The organism is Polymorphobacter sp., from assembly GCF_051860865.1.
GTDB lineage: Bacteria > Pseudomonadota > Alphaproteobacteria > Sphingomonadales > Sphingomonadaceae > Sandarakinorhabdus.
The window spans coordinates 15,105-28,022 of sequence record NZ_JBIMKZ010000041.1; the positions used below are offsets into that span (position 1 = coordinate 15,105).

Genomic DNA, 12,918 nt, shown 5'->3' on the forward strand with positions numbered 1-12,918 from the left:
ATGCGTTTTGCCGGCAAGGTGGCGATTGTCACCGGCGGCGCGGCCGGGCTGGGCGAGGCAATCGCCCGACGGCTGGCAGCCGAGGGTGCCCGTGTCATCCTCACCGACGTGTCGCCCGCCGGCGCCGAGGTTGCGGCGTCGATCGGCGCCTCGGCGCGGTTCGTCCATCATGATGTGCGGGATCAGCCCGGCTGGCAGGCGCTGGTCGCCGAAGTCGAGGCGCGCGAAGGCCGGCTTGACGTCCTCGTCAACAACGCCGGGATCGTCGAGCTCGACACCCCGGAGAGCATCGACGAAGCCAGCTACCGGGCGGTGCTCGGCGTCAGCCTCGATGGCGTGGTGTGGGGCTGCAAATATGCGATTGCCGCCATGGTCCGCGCCGGCGGCGGGTCGATCGTCAACCTGTCCTCGATCGCGGCAGTCCAGGGCGAGCCGAATAACGCGTCCTACACAGCCGCCAAGGGCGCCATCGACGCCTATAGCCGGATGGTCTCGGTCTATTGCGCGCAAAAATCCATGCCGGTGCGCTGCAATGCCGTGCTGCCGAGCGGCATGACGACGCCCATGGTCGCCTCGATCCCCGAGAAGCGGCGAGCGGCGGGCGCGGCGGCAGGGTTGATCGAGATCGTGCCCGGCGCCGCCAACGCCCGCGGCGTGCCCGATGATGTCGCCGGGGCGGTGCTGTTCCTGGCCTCCGACGACGCGCGATGGATCAACGGCCAGTCGATCGTCATCGACAATGGCGCCTCCGTGACCAAAGGCGTCGTGCCACTGTTGCAAAAATAAAACGATTACGCGTATTCGAGCTATTGTACGGCGAAGTTAGTCACTGTATCAGTTTTGCGTCGTTAACGTCACCAGGCGGACGGCTGGGCATTGTGTCCGACAAAGGGAGGGTAATGTGAAGGCACGTTCGGTTCGGGTAATGCTGTGCACCACGAGTGCATTGATCGCGGCTTCGGCTGCCGTGGCGCAGACCACACCAGTTACTGCCGGACCGGAAACGGCCGCCACCGACCTCGCCGCCGATGAAGGTGCCATCACCGTCACCGGCTCGCGCATCGTTCGCAACGGCTATGATGCCCCGACCCCGGTCAGCGTCATTACCGCCGCCGAAATCCAGCAGGCCGCACCGACGACGATCGCCGATTTCGTCAACCAGCTTCCCGCCCTCGGCGGCTCCAACTCACCCCGCTCGTCGGCCTCCACCATTGGCGGCGGCACCGCCGGCGCCAATTTGCTCAACCTTCGCAACCTCGGCCCCAACCGCACGCTCGTCCTGCTGAACGGCCGCCGCGTGACGCCGTCGACGGTGACCGGCGCGGTCGATGTCAACACCCTCCCGCAGGCGCTCGTCCAGCGCGTCGACGTCGTCACCGGCGGCGCTTCCGCCGCCTGGGGCTCGGACGCCGTGTCGGGCGTGGTCAATTTTGTTCTCGATACCAAGTTCACCGGGCTGAAGGGCCAGATCCAGGCCGGCATCGCCGACGCCGGCGACGCGGAATCGATCACGGCCGATATCAGCTGGGGCCAGAGCTATGCCGGCGGCCGCGGCCACTTCGTGTTCAGCGCCAATTATTCGAAGCAGAGCGAGGCGCTGCTGCGCAACCGCGACTGGTATGCCGGCAACAAGTTCCTGCTCAACCCGACTCCTGGCGGCGTGCCGACCCGGCTCATCCTGCCCAACTCGACTGTCAATGGCACGGCCGAGGGCTTGATCATTTCCGGCCCTCTGCGCGGCACGGCTTTCAATGCCGCCGGCGGTGTCGCCACCACCAACTTCCAGTTCGGCCAGGTCGAAAGCGGCAACTTGCAGTCGGGTGGCACGCAAAATTATGACATGACTCTCGACGTGCAGCAGACGCTCACTCCGGTGGCGCAGGGCTCCGTCTATGCCCGCACCGATTTTGAGCTGAGCGACAACATCAGCTTCTTTGCCGAAGGCTCCTATGGCAGCTCGCGGACGCGGACGAACTCGGGTTATTTCTGGCGCATCAACAACGAGCAGATCCAGATCGACAATGCCTTTCTGCCGACCAGCGTGCGCGACCGCATGGTCACCGCCGGCATCACCAGCTTCAACCTGTCCCACATCAACACGGCGCTCGGCTGGCCTTCGGGACTCAACGACCGCTCGCTGTTGCGCGGCCTCGCCGGCTTCACCGGCACCGTCGGCAACTGGCGGTGGGGCGCGTCCTATCAATATGGTCGCACCAGCATCGACAACTACGGGATCAACAACCTGATCCCGTCGCGCATTCTCAACAGCTTCGATGCGGTCAATTCGCCGAACGGCGTCGTCTGCCGGTCGACGTTGACCAACCCGACCAATGGCTGCGTGCCTTATAATCCGTTCGGCAACCGGGCGGCGACCGATGCGCAGAAGGCCTATGTGTCCGGCACCTCGGAAGCGAGAATCCGGCTGACCCAGCATGTGGTCGAAGTCAACGCGCAGGGCGACCTGTTCTCGCTGCCGGCCGGCGCCGTCACACTGGCCGTGGGTGCCGAATATCGCAAGGACAGCGGCGGCTACGTCTTCTCGGACGCCAATGGCCAGGCCGGCATCTGGTATGTCGCCAACCAGCTCCCCTACACCGGTGAAATCTCGGTGAAGGAAGCCTTTGGCGAGCTTCTCGTGCCGATTTCGGCCGAGGGCGGTGGCATCGGCAAGCTCGACCTCAACGGCGCGGCGCGTATCACCGACTATTCGACCAGCGGCAGCGTCACCACATGGAAAGTCGGCGGCAACTGGGCGCCGATCCGCGATATCGAGTTCCGGGCCACCCGGTCCCGCGACATCCGGGCGCCCTATCTGAGCGACCTGTTCGCCACCGGCACGACGCTGGTGCAGTTCCTCACCGACCCGACCCGCAACAACGCCCCGGCCACCGTCATCCAGACGACCAGCGGCAACCGAAATCTGACTCCCGAGCGGGCCGACTCGCTGACCGCCGGTGTGATCGTGCGGCCGAGCTTCCTGACCGGCTTGTCGGCCTCGGTCGATTACTATGACATCAAGATCCAGGATGCGATCGCCGTCAATTCCTCGCAGGTCATCGTCAATCAATGCGCGGCCGGCAACACGGTGTTCTGCTCCGCCATCACGCGGGATGGATCGGGCGCACTGTCGGCGGTGCGGGTGATCCCCTTCAATGCCCGCCAGGAAAATGCCCGCGGTCTCGACATTGAAGTCGGCTATCGCAGCAACGTCGGCCCCGGCACCCTCGATCTGCGCGGCCTGGTCAACTATGTCAGCAAGCTCGAGATCGTCAATCCGACCGGCATCGTCACCCGCGCCGGTGAATCGGGCAACAACCTCGGTGTCTCGCAGGGCGTTCCCCGCGTCCGGGCATTGGCCACCGTCACCTATGCGATGGACCCGGTGGTGTTCCAGCTCAAGGGCCGGTTCATCGGCAAGTCGAAGATGGAGGTCGATTTCGGCCCCAACGACCAGAACATCAACGATGTGCCGGCGATCCTCTATCTCGATGCCTTCATCTCCTATGATCTGAAGCTGTTCGGCGGCTCGACGTCGATCTTCTTCGCAGCGGACAATGTGCTCAACACATCGCCGCCGGTGATGGTCTCGCAGGACACCCAGATCGGCCAGGCGTCGGGTACCAACCTGCTGATCTATGACGGCGTCGGCCGCACCTATCGCGGCGGGTTGCGCTTCCGCTTCTGATGCTCAAGGTCATGGGACTGATCCAGCGGCGGGGAGACCTGCCGCTGGATTCGTTTCGGCTGCACTGGCGGACCATCCATCGCGGGCTGGCGCTGCGGCTGGCCGAGGCCGGGCTGATGGCCGGCTATGTCCAAAACCACCGGCTGGACATCCCTGCCCCCGGCCTGCGCATCGCCGCCGACGGCGTGCCGGAACTCTGGTTTGCCGACGAGGCGGTATTTCAGTCGATGCGCGGCCATCCGGCACATGCGGACGGCGTGTTCCACGACGAGCCGCAGTTCATGCAGACGATCGGCTATCGCTCGCTGCGGCTGGAGGAAGAGCAGGGCGAGGGCGCGGCCCGGCAGGATTGCGTCGGCCTGCTCAAGGCGATCCTGCTGCTGGAAGCCGATGATCCCGGGTTGGCCGGCGCGCCCGTACGCGGCGCCCGCCAGCGCCTGCTGGCGCCGCATGACGATATCCACCATGTCCAGACCAGCTGGTGGGCGGACCGTGGCGCCTTCGAAGCCGCCTGGTCGGCGCGCGGCCGCGGCGCGCTCGGTCTCCTCGCCGAGGAGCGCGTGGTGTTCTGGCCCGGCGATCCGGTGCCGCCGGCCGACTGGCGGCCGATCCCGCAAACGCGCCCCCGCTAGCAGGACGGATCGTCGGGGCTCCGGGACCCAAGGGTGGTGAACCGCGCAAAGCGGCCGTCGGTCTGCATGGTCGAAGGCTCGGTCTCGTTCCAGTCCATGACATAGCGGCGGTGGGCGATGCGCCAGCCATCGCCGGTCCGCACCAGCCGGTCCAGATAGCGGCCGCCGACCAGCATGCGCAGCGCCACGCCGGCCTCGGTGAAACGATGATAGGCGGTGCACATCGTCTCGGCGCGGGCGCTGTCCCCGTCCAGCGACACAAGGCTGTTCGAGATCAGATGCTGGGTGCGGTCCATTCCGCGCAGCCGGCCGACAAGCCCATCGCTCCACGCCATCGCGGCGGTATCGCCATCGCCATAATCGACCAGCGCGTCCGGTGCCCAGACCGAAGCGAACAGGGCAGCATCGCAGCGATCGACGGCACGGGCATAACGCACCATCAAATCGCCGATGTCGATGCGGTCGATGACCGTCTGCAAGGTTGACAACGCGTGCTACCTTTCCCTAAAATTCCTACATGTCCTCGTTTCATGCTAGGGCAGGCCAAGGCAGATCGCAATGATCGCCGATTTGGGGAGCGGCGGCGATGGCAGTTCCAACACCGACGCTGGCCGAGCTGGCCGACCGGATGGCAATCCTCGATTGCTCGGCACGCTACATGCGCGGCCAGGACCGGCTCGACGCTGCCGTGCAGAAGAGCGCCTTCCACCCCGGTGCGACCGTCGACTATGGCTTCTATGTCGGCACCGCCGAGGATTTCGTCGATTTCGCCCAGGCCCTGCTCGCGCGCTATCCATCGACCTGGCACATGATCGGCCAGTCACTGATCAGCATCCAGGGCGACGAGGCCAGCGGCGAGGTCTATTTCCACGCCTGGCACCGCCGCATGGCCGATGATGCCCCGCAGGACCTTCAGATCTCGGGACGCTATATCGACCGCTATGCGCGCCGCGACGGCGCTTGGGCGATCGTCCATCGCAGCGAGCTGGTTGACTGGACACGGACCGATGCCGCCGCCGACGACTGGCTGCAGCGGACCCCCAATGCCCTGCGCGGCGGCCGTGGCGGCGACGATGCCAGCCAGCGCGACACCAGGATCGACAAGGGATTATCCGATGCAGCAAGATGACCTGAAGCCCGGCCAGCACCGGTGCCCCGGCCCCAGCACGCGAGACATCATCCTCGCCGATGGCCAGCCGGTGCCCGAAGCCCTGGTCACCGAAGCACCGCAGTTCCTCGGCGATGCCGACATCGAGTACGCCCGCTATTACGACAAGGACTTCTTCGACCTCGAAATGAAGAAGCTCTGGCCCAAAGTCTGGCAATGGGTCTGCCGCGTCGAGGAGCTGCGCGAGGCCGGCGACTTCGTCACCTATGAAGTCGGCCCCTATTCACTGATCGTCATGCGCGGCAACGACAATCGCATCCGCGCCTTCCACAATGCCTGTCTGCATCGCGGCACCCAGCTGCGCCGCCCCGGCGAAAGCGGCTGGACGCCCGAGCTGCGCTGCCCCTTCCACGGCTGGACCTGGTCGACCGAAGGCGCGCTCAAGTCCATCCCATGCCGCTGGGATTTTCCCCATGTAAAAACCGAGGAATACAGCCTGCCCGAGGCCCGGGTCGGCATCTGGGGCGGCTTCGTGTTCATCAACATGGACGAACAGGCGGAGTCGCTCGAAAGTTTCCTCGGCGTGCTGCCCGACCATATGCAGGCCGGCTGGGATCTCTCCCGCCGTACGGTCACCGTGCACGTCCAGAAGGAACTGAACACCAACTGGAAAGCCGCGCAGGAGGCGTTCCTCGAAGCCTATCACGTCTATGAGACGCACGCCCAGAACCTGCCGTTCGCCGGCGACGCCAACGCTCAATATGACATCTTCGACGACCATGTCTCGCGCTTCGTCCACACCCATGGCATCCCCAGCCCGCACTATCCGCACCCGCAGACCGAGCAGGAAATCGCCGACAAGATGCACCTGCCCGCCGGAACCACAGTCCCGGAAGGCCGCAAGGCCCGGTCGGTCGCCGCCGACTGGCGGCGCGAAACCCTCGGCCAGAAATGGGGCATGGACCTGAGCGCCTTCTCGGACAGCGAGATGCTCGATTCGATCGAATATCACCTGTTCCCGAACATGTGCATCTTCCCCGGCGTGTCGCTGCCAATGGTCTACCGGTTCCGGCCGATCGGGATGGACCCGGGCCGGACGATGTTCGACCTGCTGTTCCTGCGCCCGCTGAAGCCCGGCGAAGACCATCCCGAAACACCGGCCCCCGTGCGCATCGCCCATGACCAGAGCTACGGCGAAGCCGAAGGCCTCGAACCATGGCTCGGCGCCACCTTCGATCAGGACACCGACAATCTCGCCCGCCAGTATCGCGGCTTCCAGGCCTCGAAGAAACGCGGCGAAACGCTCGGCAACTATCAGGAATCACGCATCCGGCATCTCCACCAGACGCTCGATGCCTGGCTCGCCAAGCCCTAGCCGGTGTCGGCATCCAGCCGCAGTGTGCCTCCGGCGGTGAGAGAAAATGCCTCCGGCGGCTGGGGCCGCAGGCCCCAGACCCCAATGATTTGGTTGTTCCTACAGGACCGTCTGGTGTCGCCTCGCGGAGGCCCGATTATTGGGGTCTGGGGCCTCCGGCCCCAGCCGCCGGAGGCACTTCTGACCGCCGGAGGCATTTTCTCTCACCGCCGGAGGCACTTTTCCTTACCGCCGGAGGCGTCGATACCGCCTAGGGGACCAGGATCACCTTGCCGAACTGGTTGCCTTGTTCCAGCCATCGATGGGCGTCGCCGGCCTGCTCGAGCGGGAAGCGGCGATCGACGGGCAGGCTGATCGTGCCGCTGGTAAACCAGGGCCAGGCGTGGGCGGCGATGGCGGCGGTGAGCCGGGCTTTCTCGTCGGCCGGTCGGCCGCGCAGGGTCGAGGCGGTGAGCGTCAGCCGTTTGAACATCCATTGCAGCAGGTCGGCCTGGACGATGTTGCCGCCGAGCGTGGCGATCTGCACCAGCCGGCCGTCGGGATTGAGCGCGGCGATATTGCGGGCGAAATAGTCCCCGCCGATGATGTCCAGCACCACGTCGACGCCGCCGGCGGCGCGGGCGGCCTCGGCAAAATCCTCGGCCGAGACGTCGATGGCGATGTCGGCACCCAGTTCCCGGGCGCGAGCTGCCTTGTCGGTACCGCGCGCCGTGGCGATGACACGGGCGCCGGCGGCCTTGGCCATCAGGATCGCGGTGGCGCCGATGCCGCTGTTGGCGCCGTGGATCAGCGCGGTTTCGCCGGCCTGCAGCTGCCCCCGCTCGAACAGGTTGGAATAGACGGTGAAGACGGTCTCGGGCAGCGCCCCGGCGGCGTGCAGGTCCATGTCGGCGGGTACCGCGAGCGCGTGACGGGCATCGACGACGGCATATTCGGCATAGCCGCCACCCGGCAGCAACGCGGCGACACGGTCTCCCTCATGCCACTGCGTCACCGCGGCGCCCACGGCCTCGACGATGCCGGCCACTTCAAGCCCGAGGATCGGCGAAGCGCCCGGCGGCGGCGGATAATTGCCTTCGCGCTGGGCGATATCCGGCCGGTTGACGCCGGCAGCAACGACCTTGATCAGGATCTCGTGCGCCGCCGGCACCGGCGTCGGCAGGCTGTCGACATACATGGCATCGGCCGTGCCCTTGCCGCCGTAAATATGAACCGCTCGCATTCGAAATCCAATCCTTGTTTAACCGATCAATCGGCCGACACGAAAAAACAGTCAAGGTTGTTCTTATTTCTCGACTGGGCTATGATCCGGTAAAAGAAGCACATGTATGCAGGCTCCTCAAGAGGGCCGACGGGAGAGGTTGATGGCAAGCGAGCCCGTGACACCCATGACGGCGCCGGCACCAGCCGGAAGCGACGGCGTGAGCTGGGACGAGCTGGCGCGCGGCGACAGCCGGCCGGTGCCGGAATTTCTCAAGGGCCATGTCCAGCGCGACCTCGGCTCGGCCCCGATCGAGGCATCGCGCTACACCGACCCCGAGTTCTTCCGCGCCGAATGCGAGAAGATGTGGCCGAATGTCTGGCAGTTCGCCGCCCGGCAGGAAGAAATGCCCGAGCCCGGCGATCATGTGCTCTATGAAAATGCTGGCCGCTCCTATCTTGTCACACGCCAGCCCGATGGCTCGGTCCGCGCCTTTCACAATGTCTGCCTGCATCGCGGGCGCAAGCTGCGCACCGCCAGCGGCTGGGCCAAGGATTTCCAGTGCCCCTATCATGGCTTCACCTGGAACACCGACGGCACGCTCAAGCACATCCCCTGCCGCTGGGATTTCCCCCAGATCGAGGATGAGGCGATGGCGCTGCCACAGGCGCAGGTCGGCCAATGGGGCGGCTATATCTTCATCAAGGAAGCCGAGGGTGGGCAGAGCCTCGAGGACTATCTCGCCCCGCTGCCCACGCATTTCGAACGCTGGCAGCATGAGGAGGCGTACACCACCGCCTGGGTCGCCAAGGTCATCCCGGCCAATTGGAAGGCCTGCGCCGAGGCGTTCATGGAGGCCGATCACGTCTCCACCACCCATCCGCAGATCATGGGCTTCACCGGCGACGTCAATTCCAAATACAGCCTCTACGGCGACCATGTGAACCTGACGATCACGCCGTTCGGCGTCCTCTCCCCGACGCTGGGCGTCAGCGAGAACGAGCAGCAGATCATCGACAATTTCGTCAAGTACAACGGCCGCGTCGTGCTGCCGGGCACCACCATCAACGTGCCCGAGGGCCGCAGCGCCCGCGCCACCATGGGCGATTTCAACCGCCACCGCTTCGGCGAGCTGTTCGGCCGCGATCTCGATCATGCCACCGATGCCGAGGTGCAGGACGCCTTCACCTACAATGTCTTCCCCAATTTCTCGCCCTGGGGCGGCTTCCAGCCGACCGTCGTCTATCGCTGGCGCCCCTGGCACGATGTCCGCCACACGCTGATGGAGGTTCGGCTGCTCGGCCGCCTCAAGCCGGGCGAGACCGCGCCGATGCCGGCGATGACCATGCTGGCGCCGGACGAGAGCTTCGCCGACCATCTCGGCCAGCTCGGCGCCGTGCTCGAGCAGGACATGGCCAACCTGCCCCATGTCCAGACCGGGATGGAGGCCTCCAAGACCGGCCAGCTGCAACTCGCCCGCTACCAGGAGAGCCGGATCCGGCACTTCCACAAGACCCTCGACGATTATCTGGCGCGATAGGGAGCCCCCGCGATGCAAGACCCCCTCCAGACGCTGCTCGACAAGCAGGCCTGCACCGAACTCGTCTACCGCTTCGCGCGCGGGCTCGACCGCGCCGACGAGGCGATGATCCGCGATGTCTTCCATCCGGACGCCACCGACGATCATGGCGGCTTCAAGGGCAATGTCGATGAATTCTGCGCCTGGGTGATGCCGGTGTTGAAGACGATGGAGCGGACCCAGCATGTCATCGGCAATGTGCTGGTCGATGTCGCCGGCGACACGGCGCGGGCCGAAAGCTATTTCGTCGCCTATCATGACATGGCCGATGCCGCGGGCGCGCCCATCCGGATGACCGTCGCCGGCCGCTACCTCGATCGCTTCGAGCGCCGTGGCGGCAGTTGGCGGATCAGCCACCGCCAGTTCGTCTCGGACTGGAGCGCCTCGGACCCCCGCTCGGACATTTTCGACCGCAGCCCCGCCTCGCCGCGCCACTTCGGCCAGCGTAGCCCGGCCGACCCGCTTTATGCACAATTGGAGCTGACCAAATGAGGTTGAACGGAAAACGCGCGCTGGTCGTCGGCGCCTCGTCCCCCGATGGCATGGGCGCCGCCGTCGCCCGCCGCTTTGCCGAGGAAGGCGCCCGCGTCGTACTCGGCGGCCGCAATCTGGACAAGGTCGGCGCCGTCGGCAAGGCACTGGGGCTGCCGGTCGTCCAGCTCGACATCACCGACGAAGCCTCGCTGGCCTCGGGCGTCGCCGCGGCGGTCGCCGAGCTGGGCGGCCTCGACATCGCCATCAACCTCGCCGGCGTCAATCACTCGTCGCTGATCGCCGACGAGACCTATGCGGCGCTGCTCAACCAGGCGACGCTGCACTTCATCGGCACCGCGCTGTTCATCCGCGACGTGGCGGCAGCGATGCCCGAGGGCGGCTCGATCATCACCATCTCGTCGCTGACCGTCGAGCTCACCGGCCCCCGTCTCGCCGCCTATTCGGCAAGCAAAGCCGCCGCCGACAAGGTGATGCGCGTCGCAGCCGTCGAATATGGCGACCGCGGCATCCGGATCAACGCCGTGGCGCCGGGGCTGACGCGCACCGCAATGACCGGCGCCTATTTCGACAATCCTGCCGTTCTCGGTGCCTTCCAGCGCGAAACGCCGACCGGGCGCCTGTCAGAGGTCGACGACGTCGCTGCGGCGGCACTGTGGCTGGCCAGCGACGAATGCACGACCACCGGCGACGTGATCCGGGTCAGCGGCGGCATGCACCTGCGCCGTTTGCCGACCCCGCGCGACATGGCATCCTGACGGCGCGACCAGCGGAGACCAGCATGGGCACCATCGACACCGCCACCCCGACCGGCCATCCCATCGGCATCGACCGGTCGCGCCCGCCGCAGCCCGCGCTGAGCGACAACCCGATCACCCCCGAGCGCTATTTCGACCGCGATTTCTGGAAGCGCGAATGGGACACGGTATGGACCCGCACCTGGCAGATCGCCGCCATGGTCAACCAGTTCGAAAAGCCCGGCGACTTCGTGACGCTGGAATTCGGCACCGAGGTGATCCTCGCGGTCATGGGCGACGACCGCGAGATCCGCTGTTTCTACAATGTCTGCCAGCATCGCGGCATGATGCTGGTGACGCAGGAGACCGGCAATTCCCGGCGCCTCACCTGCCCCTATCACGCCTGGTCCTATGATCTGCGCGGCACCATCAAGACCATTCCCGACGAGGCCGATTTCCCGGCCTCGGCCGATTGCCGGTCGAAGAACCTCGTGCCGATCCGCACCGACAGCTGGGGCGGCTTCGTCTGGTTCAACATGGACAACGACGCGATCCCGCTGCGAGAGTTCCTCGCGCCGGTGACCGACCATCTCGATGCCTATCCGATGGAGGCGATGGTCCGCACCACCTGGGTAACCATCGAGGGCGAGTTCAACTGGAAGCTGGTCCAGGACAATTTCAACGAATCCTACCATGTCTTCCATGCCCATCCGCAGCTCAAATATGTCGCCGAATTCTCCTATCTCCACTCCCAGTTCGATCATTATCCGAGCGGCCACGCCCGGATGCTGATGGCCGGCGGCGCGCCGAGCCAGACCGTGCGCGGCGGCGAGGACGAGATCATCCGCCAGATGGGCGAACATATCCGCTTCTGGGAGCTCGACCCCGAGGAGTTCCGCGGCCGGATGCACGACCTGCGGCTGGCGCTGCAGGCCCAGAAGCGCAAGCTCGGCGCCGAAAAGGGCTATGATTTCAGCCGCTACGACGATTCAATGCTGACCGACAACTGGCACTATACGCTGTTTCCGAATCTCTCGTTCAGCATGAAGCCCGATGGCAACATCTGGCTGCGCGCCCGCCCGCACCCCACCGACCCGGAGAAATGCTTCTTCGACATGTGGTATCTGAATCTGTTCCCGGCCGGCCAGAGCCAATATTATTCGCCGACGATGCGGGACTGGGTCAGCATGGAGACCCCGGCCCCGCACCAGACCGGCAAGGCCGGCGACTACAGCATGGGCCCGACCATCGATCAGGACGTCACCCTGTGGAGCGCCCAGCAGAAGGCCCTGCATTCGCGCGGCTACAGCCGCGAGGTGCTGGCCGGGCAGGAATCGCGGGTGCGGTTCTTCCACGACAATCTGGACCGGTGGATGGCGCGGCCTTGACCGCCACGTCAGGGCAGCGCCAGCGCGTCCCCGTCCGGCCAGTCGAGCCGGTTCTCGCGCACCGCCAGCAGCGTCTGGGCAAGAAAGGCGAGCAGCGCCCGCTCCATCGCCGGATCGTCCCAGCTGTCACGGTTGAGCACCATGCCGCTCATCACCGCCTGCACCAGCCGGCGGGCGCGGGACAGCCGCTCGGGCGTCTCCGCCCATTCCGGGAACACCCGCAGCAGCTCGCTGCGCCACACCTCGTCATGACGCCGGGCACGCGGCAGGAAGATCGCCGCCAGTTCGGGATCGGTCCGCGCCGCCACCATCAGCTCGAGATAGGCACTGTATTCGCGCGACAGGTAGAGCTTCCAGTCGATCAGGATGCCGACATTGTCGCGCATCCGCTCGATGTCCGGCAGCTCGCGCACCGCCGCGGTGAACGTCTCCATGTGCCGGTAGAAGGCATAGTCCGTCACCGATTCGATGAGCGCCAGTTTGGTGGCATAATGGTGGAGCATGGCGCCGCGCGAGATGCGGGCGGTGCGGATGATCAGCTCGGTGGTGGTGCGGGCATAGCCATGCCGGGCCAGGCATTCGACAGCGGTGTCGAGGATAGTGACGCGGGTATCGGCGCTCTTGCGCTGCTGCGGGCCGGCATCGGGCCGGGCCATGCCCGCCGGTTCGAGGTCGGAGAGGCGGTAGGTCGGCGGCACGGTCATCATCGGCCAGCGTATCG

The 12,918-nt window shown here is 65.9% G+C and carries 12 protein-coding genes; 9 read left to right on the forward strand and 3 right to left on the reverse strand.

Annotated elements, in window-relative coordinates; genetic code table 11:
- The 3 genes from ACTIFJ_RS09125 to ACTIFJ_RS09135 all read left to right on the forward strand — a co-directional run bounded on the left by ACTIFJ_RS09125 (window position 1) and on the right by ACTIFJ_RS09135 (window position 4,317).
- Window positions 1–786 (forward strand): SDR family oxidoreductase, encoded by a 786-nt coding sequence (locus tag ACTIFJ_RS09125; protein WP_439533805.1) that lies wholly within the window; start codon window positions 1–3, stop codon window positions 784–786.
- Between the two features lie 115 nt (window positions 787–901).
- Entirely contained in the window at window positions 902–3,685 is a 2,784-nt protein-coding gene (locus ACTIFJ_RS09130; protein WP_439533794.1) for a TonB-dependent receptor plug domain-containing protein, read from the forward strand.
- Window positions 3,685–4,317, forward strand: a complete 633-nt coding sequence (locus ACTIFJ_RS09135) for an EthD domain-containing protein (RefSeq protein ID WP_439533795.1) — start codon at window positions 3,685–3,687, stop codon at window positions 4,315–4,317. Before ACTIFJ_RS09130 ends, ACTIFJ_RS09135 begins: the two co-directional genes overlap by 1 nt.
- Here the strand turns inward: ACTIFJ_RS09135 and ACTIFJ_RS09140 are convergent.
- The gene (locus ACTIFJ_RS09140) at window positions 4,314–4,805 is read right to left on the reverse strand and encodes a nuclear transport factor 2 family protein (protein WP_439533796.1); all 492 of its coding nucleotides are present in this window, start codon (window positions 4,803–4,805) and stop codon (window positions 4,314–4,316) included. The two genes, ACTIFJ_RS09135 and ACTIFJ_RS09140, sit on opposite strands and share 4 nt — an antisense overlap.
- Window positions 4,806–4,903: 98 nt before the next feature.
- Between ACTIFJ_RS09140 and ACTIFJ_RS09145 the strand changes: the two genes are divergently transcribed.
- Window positions 4,904–5,446, forward strand: a complete 543-nt coding sequence (locus ACTIFJ_RS09145; RefSeq protein WP_439533797.1) for a nuclear transport factor 2 family protein — start codon at window positions 4,904–4,906, stop codon at window positions 5,444–5,446.
- Window positions 5,433–6,800, forward strand: a complete 1,368-nt coding sequence (locus ACTIFJ_RS09150; RefSeq protein ID WP_439533798.1) for an aromatic ring-hydroxylating dioxygenase subunit alpha — start codon at window positions 5,433–5,435, stop codon at window positions 6,798–6,800. The genes ACTIFJ_RS09145 and ACTIFJ_RS09150 overlap by 14 nt, the downstream gene beginning before the upstream one ends.
- 250 nt (window positions 6,801–7,050) lie before the next feature.
- Here the strand turns inward: ACTIFJ_RS09150 and ACTIFJ_RS09155 are convergent, their stop codons facing one another.
- Complete coding sequence (locus ACTIFJ_RS09155) at window positions 7,051–8,022, reverse strand: NAD(P)H-quinone oxidoreductase (protein ID WP_439533799.1); 972 nt, start codon at window positions 8,020–8,022, stop codon at window positions 7,051–7,053.
- 142 nt (window positions 8,023–8,164) lie between these two features.
- On the opposite strand from ACTIFJ_RS09155, the gene ACTIFJ_RS09160 reads away from it, so the two are divergent.
- Genes ACTIFJ_RS09160 through ACTIFJ_RS09175 form a run of 4 tightly spaced genes read left to right on the forward strand, consistent with a single transcriptional unit; the run spans window position 8,165 to window position 12,197 of the window.
- A complete protein-coding gene (locus ACTIFJ_RS09160) occupies window positions 8,165–9,541 on the forward strand; it encodes an aromatic ring-hydroxylating oxygenase subunit alpha (protein WP_439533800.1) in 1,377 nt (458 codons plus the stop codon).
- A 12-nt stretch (window positions 9,542–9,553) separates the two neighbouring features.
- On the forward strand, window positions 9,554–10,072 hold the full coding sequence (locus ACTIFJ_RS09165; protein ID WP_439533801.1) for a nuclear transport factor 2 family protein: 519 nt from the start codon (window positions 9,554–9,556) through the stop codon (window positions 10,070–10,072).
- Window positions 10,069–10,830: an SDR family NAD(P)-dependent oxidoreductase gene (locus ACTIFJ_RS09170; protein WP_439533802.1), complete on the forward strand. Its 762-nt coding sequence runs from the start codon at window positions 10,069–10,071 to the stop codon at window positions 10,828–10,830. Before ACTIFJ_RS09165 ends, ACTIFJ_RS09170 begins: the two co-directional genes overlap by 4 nt.
- 23 nt (window positions 10,831–10,853) lie before the next feature.
- Window positions 10,854–12,197, forward strand: coding sequence for an aromatic ring-hydroxylating oxygenase subunit alpha (locus tag ACTIFJ_RS09175; RefSeq protein ID WP_439533803.1), 1,344 nt, complete (start codon window positions 10,854–10,856; stop codon window positions 12,195–12,197).
- Window positions 12,198–12,205: 8 nt separating this feature from the next.
- Here the strand turns inward: ACTIFJ_RS09175 and ACTIFJ_RS09180 are convergent.
- Window positions 12,206–12,918: TetR/AcrR family transcriptional regulator (locus ACTIFJ_RS09180; RefSeq protein WP_439533804.1), on the reverse strand; the 713-nt coding region annotated here is incomplete at its 5' end.

Bases quoted from the DNA above. Each gene is read 5' to 3' on its own strand.
- ACTIFJ_RS09125 (WP_439533805.1), top strand. From the start codon at position 1: ATGCGTTTTGCCGGCAAGGTGGCGATTGTCACCGGCGGCGCGGCCGGG.
- ACTIFJ_RS09160 (WP_439533800.1), top strand. From the start codon at position 8,165: ATGGCAAGCGAGCCCGTGACACCCATGACGGCGCCGGCACCAGCCGGA.
- ACTIFJ_RS09150 (WP_439533798.1), top strand. From the start codon at position 5,433: ATGCAGCAAGATGACCTGAAGCCCGGCCAGCACCGGTGCCCCGGCCCC.
- ACTIFJ_RS09135 (WP_439533795.1), top strand. From the start codon at position 3,685: ATGCTCAAGGTCATGGGACTGATCCAGCGGCGGGGAGACCTGCCGCTG.
- ACTIFJ_RS09145 (WP_439533797.1), top strand. From the start codon at position 4,904: ATGGCAGTTCCAACACCGACGCTGGCCGAGCTGGCCGACCGGATGGCA.
- ACTIFJ_RS09165 (WP_439533801.1), top strand. From the start codon at position 9,554: ATGCAAGACCCCCTCCAGACGCTGCTCGACAAGCAGGCCTGCACCGAA.
- ACTIFJ_RS09175 (WP_439533803.1), top strand. From the start codon at position 10,854: ATGGGCACCATCGACACCGCCACCCCGACCGGCCATCCCATCGGCATC.
- ACTIFJ_RS09170 (WP_439533802.1), top strand. From the start codon at position 10,069: ATGAGGTTGAACGGAAAACGCGCGCTGGTCGTCGGCGCCTCGTCCCCC.
- ACTIFJ_RS09155 (WP_439533799.1), bottom strand. From the start codon at position 8,022: ATGCGAGCGGTTCATATTTACGGCGGCAAGGGCACGGCCGATGCCATG.